This is a genomic window from Rahnella sp. PD12R (assembly GCF_019200965.1).
In the GTDB taxonomy this organism is placed as follows: Bacteria; Pseudomonadota; Gammaproteobacteria; order Enterobacterales; family Enterobacteriaceae; genus Rahnella; species Rahnella laticis.
This window is the reverse complement of record NZ_JAHTMS010000008.1, coordinates 200,311-218,398: the sequence shown is the minus strand read 5'-3', so window position 1 is coordinate 218,398 and position 18,088 is coordinate 200,311. Positions and strand designations below refer to the sequence as shown.

11 protein-coding genes are annotated in these 18,088 nt (G+C 55.7%); 8 read left to right on the top strand and 3 right to left on the bottom strand.

What is annotated here, in order from left to right:
• Position 1: 1 nt before the first annotated feature.
• On the bottom strand, positions 2 to 1,600 hold the full coding sequence (bcsE, locus tag KWG64_RS17370) for a cellulose biosynthesis protein BcsE (RefSeq protein ID WP_218522610.1): 1,599 nt from the start codon (positions 1,598 to 1,600) through the stop codon (positions 2 to 4).
• A gap of 203 nt (positions 1,601 to 1,803) precedes the next feature.
• Here bcsE and bcsR point away from each other — a divergent pair, with 203 nt between their 5' ends.
• The 5 genes from bcsR to KWG64_RS17345 are packed head-to-tail and all read left to right on the top strand — an operon-like array spanning position 1,804 to position 10,991.
• A complete protein-coding gene (gene bcsR, locus KWG64_RS17365) occupies positions 1,804 to 2,004 on the top strand; it encodes a cellulose biosynthesis protein BcsR (RefSeq protein WP_195815206.1) in 201 nt (66 codons plus the stop codon).
• 1 nt (position 2,005) lies between these two features.
• Positions 2,006 to 2,725: a cellulose biosynthesis protein BcsQ gene (gene bcsQ / locus KWG64_RS17360; protein ID WP_218522609.1), complete on the top strand. Its 720-nt coding sequence runs from the start codon at positions 2,006 to 2,008 to the stop codon at positions 2,723 to 2,725.
• Between the two features lies 1 nt (position 2,726).
• Positions 2,727 to 5,342, top strand: coding sequence for a UDP-forming cellulose synthase catalytic subunit (bcsA, locus tag KWG64_RS17355; RefSeq protein WP_218522608.1), 2,616 nt, complete (start codon positions 2,727 to 2,729; stop codon positions 5,340 to 5,342).
• Positions 5,339 to 7,696: a cellulose biosynthesis cyclic di-GMP-binding regulatory protein BcsB gene (gene bcsB, locus KWG64_RS17350; protein WP_218522607.1), complete on the top strand. Its 2,358-nt coding sequence runs from the start codon at positions 5,339 to 5,341 to the stop codon at positions 7,694 to 7,696. The genes bcsA and bcsB overlap by 4 nt, the downstream gene beginning before the upstream one ends.
• A gap of 4 nt (positions 7,697 to 7,700) precedes the next feature.
• Positions 7,701 to 10,991, top strand: a complete 3,291-nt coding sequence (locus tag KWG64_RS17345; RefSeq protein ID WP_255562214.1) for a cellulose biosynthesis protein BcsC — start codon at positions 7,701 to 7,703, stop codon at positions 10,989 to 10,991.
• Between the two features lie 688 nt (positions 10,992 to 11,679).
• On the opposite strand, the gene malI is transcribed toward KWG64_RS17345, so the two are convergent.
• Positions 11,680 to 12,711: a Mal regulon transcriptional regulator MalI gene (gene malI, locus KWG64_RS17340; RefSeq protein WP_152326208.1), complete on the bottom strand. Its 1,032-nt coding sequence runs from the start codon at positions 12,709 to 12,711 to the stop codon at positions 11,680 to 11,682.
• 256 nt (positions 12,712 to 12,967) lie between these two features.
• On the opposite strand from malI, the gene malX reads away from it, so the two are divergent.
• From malX to add, 3 genes are all read left to right on the top strand, one after another.
• Positions 12,968 to 14,578 (top strand): maltose/glucose-specific PTS transporter subunit IIBC, encoded by a 1,611-nt coding sequence (gene malX / locus KWG64_RS17335; RefSeq protein WP_218522606.1) that lies wholly within the window; start codon positions 12,968 to 12,970, stop codon positions 14,576 to 14,578.
• Positions 14,579 to 14,638: 60 nt separating this feature from the next.
• On the top strand, positions 14,639 to 15,826 hold the full coding sequence (locus KWG64_RS17330; protein WP_218522605.1) for a MalY/PatB family protein: 1,188 nt from the start codon (positions 14,639 to 14,641) through the stop codon (positions 15,824 to 15,826).
• 137 nt (positions 15,827 to 15,963) lie between these two features.
• Positions 15,964 to 16,962 carry an adenosine deaminase gene (add, locus tag KWG64_RS17325; protein WP_152326205.1) on the top strand — a complete coding sequence of 333 codons (999 nt, stop codon included), beginning with the start codon at positions 15,964 to 15,966 and terminating at the stop codon, positions 16,960 to 16,962.
• Between the two features lie 76 nt (positions 16,963 to 17,038).
• Here add and KWG64_RS17320 read toward each other — a convergent pair whose 3' ends face one another.
• Positions 17,039 to 18,049: a bile acid:sodium symporter family protein gene (locus KWG64_RS17320; RefSeq protein WP_165057505.1), complete on the bottom strand. Its 1,011-nt coding sequence runs from the start codon at positions 18,047 to 18,049 to the stop codon at positions 17,039 to 17,041.
• Positions 18,050 to 18,088 lie beyond the last annotated feature (39 nt).

The following is an 18,088-nucleotide window of genomic DNA, read 5'->3' as shown; positions in this document are numbered from 1 at the left end:
CTTACTCCGGCTGCTGCTGAACAGGCGTGTCGTTTAACGCGAGCGTCACCGGCACAGGGGGGTGGACCTGCGCGCGTTTCAGCGGTTCTGCTTTTTGTGGCACATAGGCTTCAGGGCCGGTCACGGCTTTTGCCATCGGCGGTTTAGCCGCAAGACGGCGGACTTCCGTCTGAATATCCAGCTCCTGACTCCAGAATGTCTGGCTGGTGAAAACGTCTTTCACCGGCAGATTAAACAGGAAGGCCAGAACGTTTTCGACATCGCTGACCTGACAGTTCGACAGGAACAAATAAAGATGCCGTTCGGTCACGGTAAGAATATCGCCGTCGCGGCGCAGGGAACACAGCGACATCGCCTGCTGCGGGCTGATCCCGGCGGCAGGGCGCAGCGAAATCAGCAAACCGCGTGATTCGGTCGCCAGTGAAGCATGGTTCCAGATATCGTTCATAACGCTGCAAAAAACCGGCAGCGGCAGATAGCCTTTGTGGTGCGTCGGTAACCGGCTGTTGAGCAGGATTTCAATATCATCCTGCACGTGGCGGGTAAACGTCAGGTTTTGCAGATCGTCGAGCAGCGTCAGGAAATTGGAAAGACGCGCGGCGTGCGGAACCACCAGGTTTGCGCCACAGGCCTGTAATAAGCGCTGGTCAACGTAGCGCAGGGAAGAATTCATTTCACGTACCACTATTTTCAAACCCGTGCCGCGCTGCATACGCAGACGGTGGATCTGGCGCGCCATCACTTCTACGGCATCATTGCCGCTCAGGGCAAAAATGACCGTCGCCGAGCGGGCGTGTGCGGCTCTTTCTGCCAGCTCTTCATTACTGTCAAACAGGAACCAGCGCTCGGACAGCGCCGGTGCGCCTTCCAGCACCGACCGCTCCGCCAGCAACATCCACTGATCGTCACCGGCCTGTTCGGCCACGGAGGCAGGTACGTTTTTCTGAATTTCCCAGCCGGTCTGGCGTGGTGTCAGCGGATAGAGCGTGTTCGCTTCCGCCCCTAATCCGTCGTGCCACCAGGAAATGCCCCACTGATTCGGGACGGTATCGGTTTTTAAATCAGCAAGACCATATATATTGCGATGATATAAATGCAGCTGAGTTTTAACCGCATTAATACCCGCGCCGTAGCAGATAATAAGGATTGTTGCTTCTTTACTATTCGCGCTGGTACGCATTTCACTCACCCAGCGGGCGAATTGTTTATCATTTAGCATCTGCCAGGAGGTGGCAGGAAGTAATAAGATCATTAATAACGCAGGGTGACGAGGCAAACGATTAATATCGCCTGGCAATCCAAGAAACGCTTTCTTGCCGTCGGCTAACTGGTAATAAAACGTTTGCCTGGGGTGTTTCTTCAAATGAGAGAGAAGAATGTCGTCGTCATTTAGTCTATTTTCTTCTTCAGCGCAAATTAAATTGTGCTGTGGGAAAAATACAGTGACAGGTGTTTCGCCCTGCTGAGCTTCAAGAGCCTGTCCGCACAGGTGATACGCGGCTTCCTGTTTGTCAGCGTTGACCCAGTAAAGCCCCCGGGCCTGCATTTGGGCTAATCCATTCCAGTATTGCTTCATGCCCAATGAAAAGGAGAGTGCCATATAGTTAATCTGCTTGTATTCGTTTTAGATAAAAAGTCTGCTTGGGACACACTGATAAATGTGAGTATAATAAATTCTATCATTGCTACATTAAATAATCATAATACTTCACAATTATGTTTGATACTAAAATGCCGGTATGTGAGCGGTAATTTTTTCGTGCCAGACCGCCAGCATTTTGATTGAAGCAGGGAGGAGGAACGGTGGGGCCCAATATTGTAGACTCGGAAGAATCCGAGCCGTCAAAAGATGATGATTTCTTTGCGCTGAGTCACCTTTTTTCTTTAACTGAATTAAATTACGTGGATGTCGCCCGTAAAGAAAAAATTCCGCAACTAATGTCACGCTGGCCGTTACTGGCTGAACTGGCGCAATACGATAAACACGGCGCGGAGAAAAACTAATATGTCTGTCATTGCGTTACAGGGATTTCGTGGCGGCACGGGGACGACGTCAGTCACCGCAGCGCTGGCCTGGGGGCTCGCGCAACTCAATGAAAGGGTTCTGGTGATAGACTTTTCACCGGAAAATTTGTTGCGTCTGCATTTCGGAATGCCTTTCACACAGACGCGCGGCTGGCGTTCAGCCTTTAATGCCGGTGAACCCTGGCAGAAATCCGCCATGCGTTATCACTCGCATCTGGACTTTTTACCTTACGGTAATATCGGCCCTGAAAGTGACCGTGTACAAAGCGGGGCAGCGCCTGAGTTTGACTGGAAAAAAGCCATCACGCAGCTCAAAAACAGCGGCGTTTATGACTGGATCCTGATTGATTCTCCCGCCGCCGATCCGCTGCCTGCACAGGCCATCGCCGACAGCACGCTCGTTTTACTTCACGCCGACTCGCAATCTCATATCCGTCTTCATCAGCGCGCTTTACCGGCGAATGGCCGGTATCTGGTGAATCAGTTCGTGCCGTCCAGCCAGTTGCAGCAAGACATTTTGCTGCTGTGGCAGGAAACTTTGCCGACCATGATCCCGGTTATTTTACACCGCGACGAAGCGATGGCCGAATCTCTGGCGGCCAAACAACCGGTCGGCGAGTGGAAAGGAAACAGTAAAATCAGCCGCGAAATTAACACGCTGGCGAACTGGTTCCTGCTGAATTTGCGCGGAGTCCGATAAAATGAACCGCCTGCGCAACCTGTTCCTCGTGCCACCGGTGGTGTCTGAATTACAAGACCGCTACCGGCGGTATCGCGCCAGTCGTGCTTCACGGCTGGCCTCGGGAACGATGGTCTTTTGTATCGCTGTATGCTGGCTGTTTCTGCGTTTTGAATCGCCTTCCTGGCAAAATGTGCAAGCCCGGCGCACCCGCTGGTATCCGCAATTTTCACCGTCAAAACCACGTCTGGCCGATCCTTTGCGTTATCTGGTTCAGAGCCTGTGGTTGCTGGTGATTATTCCTTCGAACGGCCTGCGCGAGCGCATCGTTTACACCCGGTGGCCGCAGCGCCTGCGTGAGAAAGTCATTCTGTGGCTGGAATCGCTGCCGAAACAGGTGAAACAGAACCCGCTGGAAATTCGCGTCACACGCCGCATTGGTAAAATGAACCGCCTCGGCAAACGCGTGCTGATTATCCTGACCAGCCTGGTGGCGATTACGCTGGCGATGTTCTGTATTTCGCAGCCTTTCGGCTATATCGCGCAGTTTGTTTTCGTGGTGCTGTTGTGGAGCATTGCGATGATTATCCGGCGGATCCCGGGGCGATTCCCCGCGCTGATGCTGATTGTTCTCTCGTTGACCATTTCCTGCCGCTATTTATGGTGGCGTTATACCTCGACGTTAAACTGGGATGATCCGCTTAGCCTTATTTGCGGCTTGCTGCTGCTGGGTGCGGAAACCTATTCCTGGACGGTGCTGGTGCTCGGTTATATCCAGACCATCTGGCCGCTAAACCGTAAACCGGTGCCGATGCCTGCGGATGTATCGACGTGGCCGACGGTGGATCTGATGATCCCGACTTATAACGAAGATCTGAGCGTGGTGAAACCGACGCTGTATGCCGCACTCGGGCTGGACTGGCCGCGCGACAAACTCACCATTTACCTGCTCGATGACGGCAACCGCAAGGAGTTCGCTGATTTTGCGCATGAAATCGGGGTTCAGTATATTGCCCGCGAAACGCACGAACACGCGAAAGCGGGGAACATCAACCACGCGCTGAAATATGCCAAAAGCCAGCTGGTGGCGATTTTTGACTGCGACCACGTGCCAACGCGTTCTTTCCTGCAACTGACCGTCGGCTGGTTCTTTAAAGACAAAAAACTCAGCATGTTGCAGACGCCGCATCACTTCTTCTCGCCGGATCCTTTCGAACGCAACCTTGGCCGCATGCGCCGCACGCCAAATGAAGGCGAGCTGTTCTACGGGCTGGTGCAGGACGGTAACGACCTGTGGGATGCCAGTTTCTTCTGTGGTTCATGCGCGGTGTTACGCCGTGACGTACTCGATGAAATCGGCGGCATTGCAGTGGAAACCGTCACTGAAGATGCGCACACCTCGCTGCGGATGCACCGCCACGGCTACAGCTCTGCGTATATCCGCATTCCGCAAGCCGCCGGTCTGGCGACAGAAAGCCTGTCAGCGCATGTCAGCCAGCGTATCCGCTGGGCGCGCGGGATGGTGCAGATTTTCCGCCTTGATAACCCGCTGTTTGGCAAAGGGCTGAAACTGGCGCAGCGGCTGTGTTATGCCAACGCCATGATGCACTTTCTGGCCGGCATTCCGCGGCTGATCTTCCTGACTGCGCCGCTGGCGTTCCTGCTGCTGCACGCTTACGTGATTTACGCGCCTGCGCTGGCCATCGCGCTGTACGTGTTGCCGCACATGATCCACGCCAGCCTGACCAACTCGCGGGTGCAGGGAAAATACCGCCACTCCTTCTGGAATGAAATCTACGAAACCGTGCTGGCGTGGTATATCGCCAGGCCGACGACCATCGCGCTGTTTAATCCGCACGCCGGGACTTTTAACGTCACGGCAAAAGGCGGACTGAACAAACATGCGTATGTCGACTGGAAAATCAGCCGCCCGTATCAGGTGCTGATGCTGCTTAATCTGGCCGGTCTGTTCTTTGGGATTTACCGCGTGATGTATGGCCGCACCGACGAAATTCTTACCGTGCTGGTGAGTATGGCGTGGGTGATTTACAACATGATTATTCTGGGCGGGGCGATCGCGGTGGCGTTCGAATCCAAACAGGTGCGTCAGGCTCACCGCGTGGAAGCCAAAATGCCGGCGTCATTAATGCGCCCGGACGGACACATTTATGTCTGTACCGTGCAGGACTACTCCGACAACGGTGTCGGGCTGGAAACCGAGAGTGCCAGCCAGTTTCAGGCGGGTGACAACGTCACGTTACTGCTTCACCGTGGTCAGCAGGAATATACTTTCCCGATGCAAATCAGCCGCGTATTTGGCAAAAGCATTGGCATGCAGCTTCAGCCTTTAACCACACAACAGCATATCGATTTCATTCAATGTACCTTTGCCCGTGCTGACAGCTGGGTATTGCGTGAAGACAATTTCCCGGAAGACAAACCTATGGAAAGCCTGCGTGAAGTGATGGGGCTGGGTATTCGCGGTTATCTGCGGATGCTGGACATTGCCCCGAAACAATATCGCCCTCTGGCCTCCGGCACACAGGCGTTTGGCTGCTGGTTGCTGTCTTTTGCTCCACGCAATCCGCCGCTGTCTGCTCAGCCTGATGAATCCAACCTGATGATGACTAAACAATGAAAAGACTTCCTTTGACGACTTTAATGGCATCCGCTTTGATGACATTGGCTTTGGGTTCAGCGGCTCCGGCCTTCAGCGAGCAGGCACCGGCGCGCGCGGGCAATACGCCGGCACCCGACGCCGCACAAAATACGCCTGCACCGCAGGTGCTATTGCCGATGGTTGCGCCGGCGGTCAATCCGTTGATTATTCCGGGTGCGCCGGTACGCAACGTGACGCTGCCGTTTGCGGATGTCGCCCCGACGCCGGGCGCGATTACCCTGCGCGGTATTCAGCCCAACGGGCAAATCGAGTTTGGTGTGCGCAGTGACGAAGTGGTGACGCAGTCCACCCTGAATCTGGAATTCACGCCGTCGCCTTCATTAATTCCGGTGCAGTCGCACCTTAAGGTGTATCTCAACGACCAGCTGATGGGCGTTGAAGTGATTGATAAAGACCAGCTCGGCAAGAAAAATCACTTACAGATGGTCATTGACCCGCGCTACATCACCGACTTCAACCGCATCCGGCTGGAGTTTATCGGCCATTATCAGAACGTCTGTGAAAATCCGGCTAACACCACGCTGTGGCTGGAAATCGGCAAGGGCAGTTCGCTCAGTCTGCAATACCAGAAACTGCCGCTCAGCAACGATCTGGCGCATTTCCCGGTGCCGTTCTTTGATGCGCGCGACAGCCGTCCGCTGGATTTACCGATGGTGTTTGCCGCGTCTCCGGACGCCAGCCAGCAACAGGCTGCCGCCATTCTGGCATCGTGGTTTGGTGCCAAAGCACAGTGGCGCGGGCAGTCTTTCCCGACGCTGTACAACCAGCTGCCGGACAGCCACGCCGTAGTGTTTGCCACCAACGACAAACGTCCTGATTTCCTGAAAGACATGCCGCCGGTGAAAGGGCCGGTCGTGCAGATGGTCAGCCGCGCGGACAATCCTTACGTCAAAATGCTGCTGATTCTGGGACGCGATGACAACGATCTGCTGACTGCCGTAAAAGGCATTTCGCAGGGCAATATCCTGTTCCGTGGCGAAACCGTCAGCGTGGATAACGTTGATCATATTCAGCCCCGCCAGCCTTACGACGCGCCAAACTGGGTGCGGACAGACCGGCCGATGAACTTCGGCGAGCTTAAACAGTACGCGGAACAGTTGCAGTCGGATGGCCTCCAGCCGAACCCGATCACCATGAACATCAATCTGCCGCCAGACCTGTTCCTGATTAACAGCACCGGTATCGATATGCGCCTGAAATATCGCTACACCTCGCCGCAGCTGAAAAATACCTCCCGTCTGAGCATCAGCCTGAATAACCAGTTTGTGCAGGATTTAACCCTGAAAGCCGGTCATGACGAAGATTCGCAGCTTCTGCATTTGTCCCTGTTACAGGGGTTGCTCGATGGCAGCAAAGACCTGAACATTCCGGCGCTTAAACTCGGCGCGGTAAACCAGATGCGCTTTGACTTCGATTACACCTCGCTGCTGGCGAGCGGAATGGAAGGGCGCTGCGAAACCTACACAACCGTGCCAAACCACGTCGTGATCGACGACAGTTCCACCATCGACTTCTCCGGTTACCGTCACTTTATGGCGATGCCGGATCTGCGTGCATTTGCCAACGCCGGTTTCCCGTTCAGCCGCATGGCCGATTTGTCACAGACGCTGGTACTGGTTCAGCCGCAGCCGCAGCCGGTTAAGCTCACCACATTACTGGATGCGATGGGCAATATCGGCGCACTGACCGGTTATCCGTCACTCGGCGTTAGCCTCACGGAAGACGCGGCAAAAGCGAAAACCACCGACGCAGATTTGCTGGTGATCGGCAACCTGCCCGCAGGCATGCGCGACGACACCCTGCGTGATGATAAAAAAGCCAACCTGCTGCTTGATGCGGCGCGTGATGCGGTCAATACGCCAATCCGTCAGGCTGCGTTACCGGACAACACCGCACCGGCCAGCGATGCGCGCGTCGACACAAGCACGCAGATCAGCGCGCAGGGGCCGATTGCGGCCATCGTCGGTTTGCAGTCGCCTTACTTTGACCAGCGCAGCGTTGTGGCACTGATGGCCAACGGTCAGAAAGGCTTTGAGATGCTGAACACCTCGATGCAGGACGCGAAACAACGGGCGCAGGTCTTTGGTTCTGTGACCGTGGTGCGCGATTCCGGCGTGAGTAGTCTGAAAGTCGGCGATACCTACTATGTCGGCCATCTGCCGTGGTGGGAACGCGTGTGGAATGCGCTGGCAAACCATCCGGCATTGCTGGCACTGATGGCGGTTATTGTGGTGATTCTGGCTGCAATCTTACTGTGGACCGGCCTGCGTTCTCTGGCACGTCGTCGTCTGTCTGATGATGACCAGGAATAAGCTTGTGAACACGCGTCGAAGAATACCGTTTATTTTCAACCGGCTGGCCCTGACGCTGGGGCTGGCTCTGGTCGCCGCGCCGTCAATTTCGGCGCCGGTGGTTTCCCCTGAACAGTGGTTGCTGGAACAGGTCCGCGTCGGGGAAGCCAGCCATCAGGACGATCTGGTGCGTCAGTCGCTGTTTCGTCTGGAATTAATGGATCCGAAAAATCCAAAAGTGTTGTCCGCACGCCTGCGCCTTTCCCTGCGGGAAGGCGACCAGGTTAAAGCGCAGCAACAGCTGGAAAGAATTAAAGAGGTCGCGCCGGGTTCTGACGAATACCGTCAGGCGCAGCTGAGCCTGAAGATCGCCTCGCCGGAGATGCAGCAAAAACTCCAGCAGACGCGTTTGCTGGCAACGGCAGGGCGTCTGGATGAAGCGAAAGCGCAGTACGATCAGCTCTTTGATGGCCAGCCGCCAACCTTAGATCTGGCAGTAGAGTACTGGCAACTGGTTGCCCGCCTTCCGGGGCAAAAAGCACGTGCACAGGCGCAGTTACAGGCGCTGAATAACCAGTATCCTGGCGATGTGCAGTTGCGTTTGCAGCTGGCGCAGATGGCCTTTGAACAGGGCGATAACGCCAAAGCCGTGGTTCTGGTGAAACAGATTGCCGCCACCAACGAAGGGCGTTCACCCGCCGCTGATTTGTGGCTGGCGAAAATCAAAGATCAGCCGGTGAGTAATGCCAGCGTTGACGCGCTGCAACAGTTCATTGCCACGTTTGATACCGGCCCGCAGGTGATTGCGGCACAGCAGGAGCTTCAGCGTCAGCAGGGTTTGCTGGCCGATCCTCATTATCAGGCACGTGTTCGCGGGCTGGCGCAGGTCAGCAACGGCGGTTCAACCGGCGCGATCGCTCCGCTTAAACAGGCGTTGCAGGCCAAACCGAATGATGCGGAAGTGCTGGGCGCAATGGGGCTGGCGTATTCCCGCGCCGGTAACCGCCAGCAGGCGCTGAATCTTTTCGAGCGGGCCAAAGCCGCCGAAACTGACGGTTATAATTCCGGTAAATGGACCAGTCTGATCCAGACCAACAGTTACTGGCTGAAAATCAGTCAGGGCGATAACGCGCTGAAAGCCAACCGGCTTGATCAGGCCGAAGCGGCGTACAAACAGGCGCAGCGCATCGACTCACGCGATCCGTGGGCGCTGATTGGCCTCGGTGATGTTGCCGTGGCGCGCAAAAATGACCCGCAGGCCGAGCAGGCTTATTTGCATGCGCTGCGTCTTGAACGTGATAACAGCAGCGCCCAGCGCGGGCTGGTGAATATTTATCAGCGTCAGTCATCGCAAAAAGCGCTCGATTACCTCAATTCATTACCGGCTGCTTCTCAGGCCAAACTGATTGATAAACAACGTGGTTTACAAAGTGACATTGTCACCGCGCAGGCCGAGAAGTATGTTGCTAACCACCAGTGGAATCAGGCAGCGAATCGTTACGCCGAAGCCCTGAAACTCAATCCGGATGACGTCTGGACCACCTACCACTACGCTAATGCGCTGCGTGAAGCCGGAGAACCGGCGCAGGCTGACGCCGCTTTTGCGCATCTTGCGGCAAAACGCCCGGCGGATCCGGAACAGGTTTACGCATATTCACTTTACCTTTCCGGTTCTGACCGCGATGACGCGGCGCTTCGCCATCTGCATACGCTGCCGGAAGCGAAGTGGAACGACAACATGCGCGAAATGGCGCAGCGCATCCAGCTCGATAAAACCCTCACCGGCATTGATACCGCGTTAGCGGCGGGTAACAAATCGCAGGCGAAACAACGGCTGCAAGCCGCCGATCTGAAAGGCATGAGCCTGAATCAGCAGCGCCGTGTCGCGATGGCGTGGCTTGACGTGGGCGAAACCTCACGCGCCGCCGCACTGTTACAACCGCTGAAAACCGCAGCACGAACTCAACCTGCCGGGCAGGACAAAGCGCTGATTTACCGCAATGCGGCAAACGTCGAAGAACAGCTCGGTCAGCCGCAACTGGCGCGTCAGGATTACGAACAGGCGATGATTGCCAGCGGGATCACCGGCAAACAGCCGCAGGACAACGACAGTTACACCCGTCTGACCCGTAACAACGCCAGCGATGACTGGTTGAAACGTGGTATCCGCTCGGACGCGCATGACCTTTACCGTCAGCAGGATGTGAACTTCACGGTGGACACCGACTCCTGGACCTCCAGCGGGACACCGGGAAAATCCGATCTCACCGCCAACACCACCATGTTCCAGGCGGATATGCCGGTTTATCAGGGGCGTGGATTCCTGCGTGCCGACTGGGTGCGTATGGATGCGGGAACGTTCGACAACGAAAACGGCAACTACGAAGCCAGTTTCGGGACCTGTAGTGATCAGAATTGCCGGAGCTACCGCAGCCAGACGGCCAACGGCGTCAGCCTTGGCGCGGGCTGGGAAAACGACAAATGGAAAGGGGATCTGGGCACCACGCCGCTGGGCTTCCCGGTCGTTGACTGGGTCGGCGGGCTGGCTTACAGCGGAGACTGGGGCGATATCGGCTGGACGACCACGGTTTCACGCCGTCCGGTTTCAAGCTCACTGCTTTCCTTTGCCGGTGCAAAAGATCCGGGAACCGGTACCACCTGGGGCGGCGTTCGCGCAACCGGTGCCAGCCTGGGCCTGAGCTACGATCAGGGGCTGGCAAACGGCGTCTGGGCAGACGTCAGCGCACACCAGCTGACGGGTGAAAACGTCGAAGACAACACCCGCGAACGCCTGATGGGCGGCTATTACTACAAAGTTATCAACGAAGATAACCGCCGCGCGACCGTCGGCCTCAGCTCCATGCTGTGGCATTACCAGAAAGATCTCAGCGGTTACACGCTGGGGCAAGGCGGTTACTACAGTCCGCAGCAGTATTTCTCTTTATCGGTACCGGTGAATTACCGCCAGCGTACCGAAAACTGGTCATGGCAATTGGGCGGCTCAGTTTCGTGGTCACGTTCATCCACCAGCGATGAAAAGCGCTATCCGATCCAGAATCTCATACCTGATTCTCTGCCGGACAAAGGCGCCGTCGAAACCGGCAGCAGCGGTTCCGGGTTTGGTTACACGGTTCAGGCGCTGGTCGAACGCCGTGTCAGTTCTCACTGGACAGTGGGCGCCGGGGTCGACATCCAGCAGGCGAAGGATTACACGCCGAGTCATTATCTGCTCTACGCGAGATATTCCTTAAGCGGATGGCAGGGGGATTTGGATATGCCGCCGGAGCCGTTAGTACCGTACGCGGACTTTAAGTAATCCCGGGCACATCAGCCAGAGCTGGCCTGAGGTCAAGTTCAAGACCTTGGGTTACCACCCAAACTGGCCTCAAGTTCAAGTTCAAGGTCGTGGGCGTCGGCCTAAACTGGCCTTGGGTCAAGGTCAAAACCTTGGGTTGCCACCCAAACCGGCCTCAAGGAGCGCCTATCGCCGCGCCCCTTGAGAATCCCGGGCTCTTAAACTGCGCGCTGCCGCTCGCTGGCTATGTTTCAACGGCTACCGTTAGTGCCGCAAACGCCGCCGCTGCGCGGTTCTCTCGCCTCGGGTTCGAACCTGCTCGAAAAAAGACTCTCGCTGTTTCTCACTCCTCACTCGACGTCGTTTTGAAAGCGGCCAGAGGCTTTCTAGTTCGCAACCTTACTGCTGATTGTTATTTAAAAAATGCTGCTAAATTTGGATAAGCTTCCAGCCGCTTTCAGAAAGCTTGCTGAATGAGTGTTTCGAGACCGAAAGGCTCGAGGACCGAAATGAAGGTACCGCGTAGCGGCAAGTTTTCGCGGCAATCACTATTGTGTCTGAAACATAGCCAGCGAGCGGCAGCGCGCAGTTAAAAAAGCGCAGAGTCCAAAGACCCGCGCGTTACCGGGTCTTTGGTCGGTGTGGGCCGACGCCCACGACTTTGAACTTGAATTTGAACTTGAATTTGTCACCTTTCTCAAAGGTGCTCTCAGGCCGACTCCCTCTCTACCAGCCCCGGTGGCACAATAATATTCTGTGCTTCGAGATTCTGCCCCCCGATCCTCAGCAATAAGCGTCTCGCCGTCGCATGACCGATCTCCCGCGCGGAGTTCGCGATTGACGTCAGCGGCGGTTCGGTGAGTTCGGATTCCGGTGCATCTTCCATCCCGATAAGGGCCACTTTTTGCTGGAAGAAACTGTCGACCGCCCCGCCGCCGACTTCCGCGCCGGTGCGCAAAACACCGAAATAAGCGCCGAGCGCGACGGACGATTTATGGCAGACGATGGCGCTGATTTTCGGGTAATGGGTCAGCAGCGTTTCGGCGGCGTCGGCGGCGCATTTCTGCTGGTAATCGCACTCGATAATCCATTCGCTGCGAAACGGCAGGCCGTACTGCACGAGCGTGGCGCAGAAACCACCGAGGCGTTCGGCGCGGGTTAACGAATTACTCAGGCCGCCGAGGTAAGCGATTTGTTTGTGGCCGTGACGGATAAGATATTCGGTGGCCATTTTGGCGGCGAGCATATTGTCCGGGCGGACAACGTCGACGCCTTCAATACCACCGGAACGCGCGGCGCAAATCAGCGGAACGCCCTGTTCATCGGCCTTTTCTTTCAGGCCGGAAATAGAACTGGTGCCACCGGCGATGACAATGCCGTCAACGCCGTGGGTCAGCAAAGTGTCGAAACAGCGCATCAGACCTTTGCCAGACGGACCACTTTGTAGCAGAAATAATACTTTGCCCTGCGCTTCAAACATCTCGCTGAGACCGGCGGTCATTTCCGCATAAAACGGCTCGCAGATGTCACGCACAATCAGCCCGACCACGCCGGACTCACCGCCGCGCAGCGTACTGGCCTGCCGGTTACGCACAAAACCCAGTTCATCCACCGCACGGTTTACCCGCTCAGCCGTACTCAGGGAAATGCGCCCTTTGCCGCTGAGCACCAGCGAAACCGTGGTGACAGAAACACCGGCGTGCTGCGCAACATCGATAATCGTAATTTTTTTATGATTCATCAGGCTATGTCGTTCATTCCAGACTCCATGAAGCGGGATTATGACCCGTTCGTCGGACTTAAGCGTTTAAATCAGTAATGCGGTCAAACAGTTATACCCGACTCGTCAGATTGAGTAAAACGTTAAACCTCCATTTCACCCTGATGGTGCAGCCATCTTCCAATATTGTGAGTTCCGACACGTATTGTTTTGGTAAAACGTTTTATCTTAGCCGCCATTACCACACAGCCAACACCAAACCACTCAGGGAGCAGTCATGCCTGCAAATAAAAAACAAAAAGTCACACTTTGGGAATTCTTCCAAAGCCTTGGTAAAACCTTCATGTTGCCCGTCGCTCTGTTGTCATTTTGCGGCATCATGCTGGGCATCGGCAGCTCATTAAGCAGCCACGATGTCGTTACATTACTGCCTGCGCTGGGCAATCCTGTTCTTCAGCTGATTTTCGTGTGGATGAGCAAAGTCGGCTCATTTGCATTCAGCTTCCTGCCGGTCATGTTCGCCATCGCCATCCCGCTGGGCATGGCGCGTGAGAACAAAGGCGTTGCCGCCTTCTCAGGTTTTGTCGGTTTTGCCGTGCTGAACCTGGCCATCAACTTCTACCTGACCGCCAACGGCACGCTGCCAACGGTTGATCCGCTGGTACTGAAAGCCAACAACATCCAGATGATCCTCGGCATCCAGTCTATCGACACCGGTATTCTGGGCGCGGTGATCGTGGGTATCATCGTGTACATGCTGCACGAGCGTTACAACACCATCCGCCTGCCGGATGCGCTGGCATTCTTCGGCGGTACGCGTTTTGTGCCGATCGTCACCACCGTCGTGCTCGGTTTAGTCGGTCTGCTGATCCCGTTAATCTGGCCATTCTTCGCCGCCGGGATTAACGGTCTGGGCCGTCTGATTCAGGGCGCAGGCGTGTTCGGGCCGATGATTTTCGGTTCCGGCGAACGTCTGCTGTTACCGTTCGGTCTGCACCACATTCTGGTTGCGCTGATCCGCTTCACCGAAGCCGGTGGCACAATGGACGTCTGTGGCCGCGAAGTCAGCGGTGCCCTGACTATCTTCCAGGCGCAACTTTCCTGCCCGACCACGCACGGTTTCTCTGAAAGCGCGACGCAGTTCCTGTCTCAGGGCAAAATGCCTGCATTCCTCGGGGGTTTACCGGGTGCTGCGCTGGCGATGTACCACTGCGCGAAACCTGAAAACCGTCATAAAATTAAAGGCCTGCTAATTTCCGGTGTGGTCGCTTGTGTCGTCGGCGGAACCACTGAACCGATCGAATTCCTGTTCCTGTTCGTTGCGCCGGTTCTGTATGTGATCCACGCAATTCTGACCGGTCTGGGCTTCACCATTATGTCGGTACTGGGCGTCACCATCGGGAATACTGACGGTAACATCATCGATTTCGTGGTCTTCGGTATCCTGCACGGCACTGCCACCAAGTGGTATCTGGTGCCGGTGGTGGCAGCAATCTGGTTCGCGGCTTACTACGTAATCTTCCGCTTCTCCATCACGCGCTTTAATATCAAAACGCCGGGTCGTGAATCTGAAAGTACGCCAGCCGCCGCCGTGCCATCTTCCAGCAAATCCGGTTACAACGTGCCGGTGATCTTAAGCGCACTGGGCGGCGCCGCTAATATCGTTTCACTCGATAACTGCATCACCCGTCTGCGTCTTTCCGTGGCAGATATGTCGCTTGTTGACGATGCGACGCTGAAAGCCAACCGTGCAATTGGCGTGGTTCATCTCAACGAACACAACCTGCAAGTGGTGATCGGCCCTCAGGTGCAGTCGGTGAAAGATGAGCTGGATTACCTCATCCGTGAGGCAGCTAATCAGCCCGCGCCCGAACCGGCGATGGTGTAAACACTGAATCCACAGGGCGACTTCGTGTCGCCCTTTTCTGCTTTCTTCAGGGAGTGAAAAATGTCCTCAGCTTCTTTTGATTTCTCCACCGTCGTTGATCGTCACGGAACCTGGTGTACTCAGTGGGATTACGTCGCCGACCGTTTTGGCCGTGATGATTTACTGCCATTTACCATTTCAGACATGGATTTCGCCACCGCGCCGTGCATTCTGGACGCGCTGCAAAAACGCCTGCAACACGGCGTGCTTGGCTACAGCCGCTGGCATCATGACGATTTTCTCGGTGCCGTTGAACACTGGTATCAGCAGCGATTTAACAGCCAGATTGACCGCGACTGGGTGGTGTATGGCCCGTCGGTGATTTACATGGTGGCGCAACTTATCCGCCAGTGGAGCCAGCCGGGTGACGGCGTGGTGACGTTTACCCCGGCCTACGACGCGTTCTTTAAAGCGGTTGATGGCAATGAGCGCAACCTGCTGGCCTGCCCGCTGATTAAAAACGGCAACGACTGGTCGCTGGATGCCGAAAATCTGGAAAGCCTGCTGGCACAACCGGACTGTTCGCTGCTGTTGCTGTGCAGCCCGCACAATCCGACCGGCAAGGTCTGGACGCGAGAAGAACTGACGCTGATTGCAGCACTTTGCGAGCGCCACAGCGTGCGGGTGATCAGCGATGAAATCCACATGGATATGGTCTGGGGCGGGAACCCACATACGCCGTGGAATGAGGTGGCGTGCGGTGAATGGGCGCTGCTGACGTCCGGCTCGAAAAGTTTCAATATCCCTGCGCTGACCGGTGCGTACGGTTTTATCAGCCATAAAACGCCGCGTGATGCGTATCTGCATCAGCTGAAAGCCTGCGACGGTTTATCCTCTCCGGCGGTACTTGCGGTGCATGCGCACGTCGCGGCGTATCACGCGGGCGAACCGTGGCTGGACGCGTTGCGCGACTACTTGCAGGGGAATCTGCACTATGTGGCGGAACAGCTGAACGCCGCGTTCCCGCAGCTGAACTGGCAACCGCCGCAGTCCACATATCTGGCCTGGATTGATTTGCGTGCGCTAAACATCGACGACAAACTGCTACAAAAAGAGCTGATCGAACATCAGAAAGTCGCGATCATGCCGGGCTACACCTATGGCACGGAAGGCGAAGGCTTCCTGCGCCTCAACGTCGGCTGCCCGCGTTCAAAAGTAGAAGCCGGTGTTCAGGCCTTAATTCGCGCGATTAATACCCTGCTGCCGTAACGTTCAGGTGTTTTCCGTTTCGCTCCTTCCTTGTACAGGGGAAGGAGCTTTCTCCTGCCGTTGCGCAACAACGTTTTCTTATCCCCCGATCTGACGTTATAATGCCCCGCACATTTCAATAATAACGAGTGCACCCCATGATCGACACACGCCTTCCCCTGACCGACATTCACCGCCACCTTGATGGCAACATCCGCGCTCAAACGATTCTCGATTTAGGCCGCCAATTTAACCTGACGTTGCCTGCCAATGAACTTGAAGCCCTGCGCCCGCATGTGCAGGTGATGCACGCGGAACCCGATCTGGTGAGCTTTTTGCAAAAACTGGACTGGGGCGTCAAAGTGCTGGGCGATCTCGATGCCTGCCGCCGTATTGCTAAAGAAAACGTTGAAGATGCGGCAAAAGCCGGTCTGCACTACACCGAGCTGCGTTTCTCCCCTTACTACATGGCGATGAACCATAAACTGCCGGTCGCAGGCGTGGTGGAAGCCGTGATCGAAGGCATCCGTGAAGGCCAGAAAAATCACGATATCGATGTGCGTCTGATTGGTATTCTGAGCCGTACTTTCGGTGAAGATGCGTGTCTGCAAGAGCTGGAAGGTTTGCTGGCGCACCGCGACGGCATTACCGCGCTGGATCTGGCCGGTGATGAACTCGGTTTCCCGGGCAGCCTGTTCCTCAGCCACTTTAACCGTGCGCGCGACGCAGGCTGGCGCATTACCGTTCACGCCGGTGAAGCCGCAGGCCCGGAAAGCATCTGGCAGGCAATTCGTGAGCTGGGTGCAGAGCGTATTGGCCACGGCGTGAAAGCCGCGCAAGACCCGGCGCTGATGGATTTCCTGGCGAAGCACCAGATTGGGATTGAATCCTGCCTGACGTCGAATATTCAGACCAGCACCGTGTCCTCGTTTGAACAGCATCCGCTGGCAACTTTCCTGCGCCACGGCGTTCTGGCGTCAATCAATACCGACGACCCGGCCGTTCAGGGCATCGAAATTGCCAACGAATACAACGTTGCCGCGCCAGCCGCCGGTCTGACTCAGAATGAAATCCGCAAAGCACAGGAAAATGGTCTGACGATGGCTTTCCTGACGGGCGCAGAAAAACAGGCGATTCGCGATAAAGTGTCTGCGTAACGTTTTCTGAGCACCAGAATTATGAGCATAAAAAAGGGCGGGATGAATTCCCGCCCTTTTCTTTTCAATCAGCCCGTTATGCCGATTTGATTTCTTCTTTCACGGCCAGTTTAGCCGCCTCTTCACGCGCAACCCGTTTCGCGTAACGCGACGCCAGAACCGCGCACACCATCAGCTGGATCTGATGGAAAATCATCAGTGGCAGCACCATCGCACCCACCGCCGACGCAGGGAACAACACGTTCGCCATCGGAATGCCGTTCGCCAGACTCTTCTTAGAACCGCAGAAGACAATGGTGATCTCGTCTTTGGTGTTGAAACCAAACAGCCGCGCCACAAACGTATTGATGATCAGCACAATGGTCAGCAACACAATCGAACAACCCAGCACTGCCAGAAGTGACCAGCCATCAATCTGATGCCAGATACCTTCCACCACTGCCGCGCTGAACGCCACGTACACCACCAGAAGAATCGATGAACGGTCTGTAATATTCACGATCTTCTTGTGACGCTGCACCCAGCCGCCAATCAGAGGACGACACAAATGCCCGATGATGAACGGCACCATCAGTTGCAAAACAATCGAACCGATCGCGTGCAGCGTATCGCTGGTTCCGCCCTGCGTATGCATCAGCAAACCCACCAGCACCGGCGATAAAAACACGCCGAGAATACTGGACGCCGACGCGCTGCAAATCGCCGCCGGGATATTCCCGCCCGCCACCGACGTATAGGCAATCGCAGACTGCACGGTAGCCGGCAGCGCACACAGATACAGAAAACCGTAATACAGCGTTGGTGTCAGAATACCGACCGGCACCAGCCATTTCATGCCCAGCCCCAGCAGCGGGAACAGCGCAAACGTGCTGAGGAAAACCACAACATGCAAACGCCAGTGGCCGATCCCCGCCATAATCGCCTCACGCGAGAGCTTCGCGCCGTGCATGAAAAACAGCAGCGCGATGGCAGCGGTGGTCAGATGTTCGAAAATCGTCTTATAGATCCCTTCACAAGGGAAAAACGACGCGACCACGACCACACAAATCAGAATCAGCAAAAATTTATCAATTTTTAACCAGGACATGAACCTTCCTTGCCAGTTGAACGAGTAAAAGTGAATCGG

Bases quoted from the DNA above. Each gene is read 5' to 3' on its own strand.
- bcsE (WP_218522610.1), bottom strand. From the start codon at position 1,600: ATGGCACTCTCCTTTTCATTGGGCATGAAGCAATACTGGAATGGATTA.
- KWG64_RS17320 (WP_165057505.1), bottom strand. From the start codon at position 18,049: ATGTCCTGGTTAAAAATTGATAAATTTTTGCTGATTCTGATTTGTGTG.
- malI (WP_152326208.1), bottom strand. From the start codon at position 12,711: ATGAATCATAAAAAAATTACGATTATCGATGTTGCGCAGCACGCCGGT.
- KWG64_RS17330 (WP_218522605.1), top strand. From the start codon at position 14,639: ATGTCCTCAGCTTCTTTTGATTTCTCCACCGTCGTTGATCGTCACGGA.
- bcsB (WP_218522607.1), top strand. From the start codon at position 5,339: ATGAAAAGACTTCCTTTGACGACTTTAATGGCATCCGCTTTGATGACA.
- malX (WP_218522606.1), top strand. From the start codon at position 12,968: ATGCCTGCAAATAAAAAACAAAAAGTCACACTTTGGGAATTCTTCCAA.
- bcsA (WP_218522608.1), top strand. From the start codon at position 2,727: ATGAACCGCCTGCGCAACCTGTTCCTCGTGCCACCGGTGGTGTCTGAA.
- add (WP_152326205.1), top strand. From the start codon at position 15,964: ATGATCGACACACGCCTTCCCCTGACCGACATTCACCGCCACCTTGAT.
- bcsQ (WP_218522609.1), top strand. From the start codon at position 2,006: ATGTCTGTCATTGCGTTACAGGGATTTCGTGGCGGCACGGGGACGACG.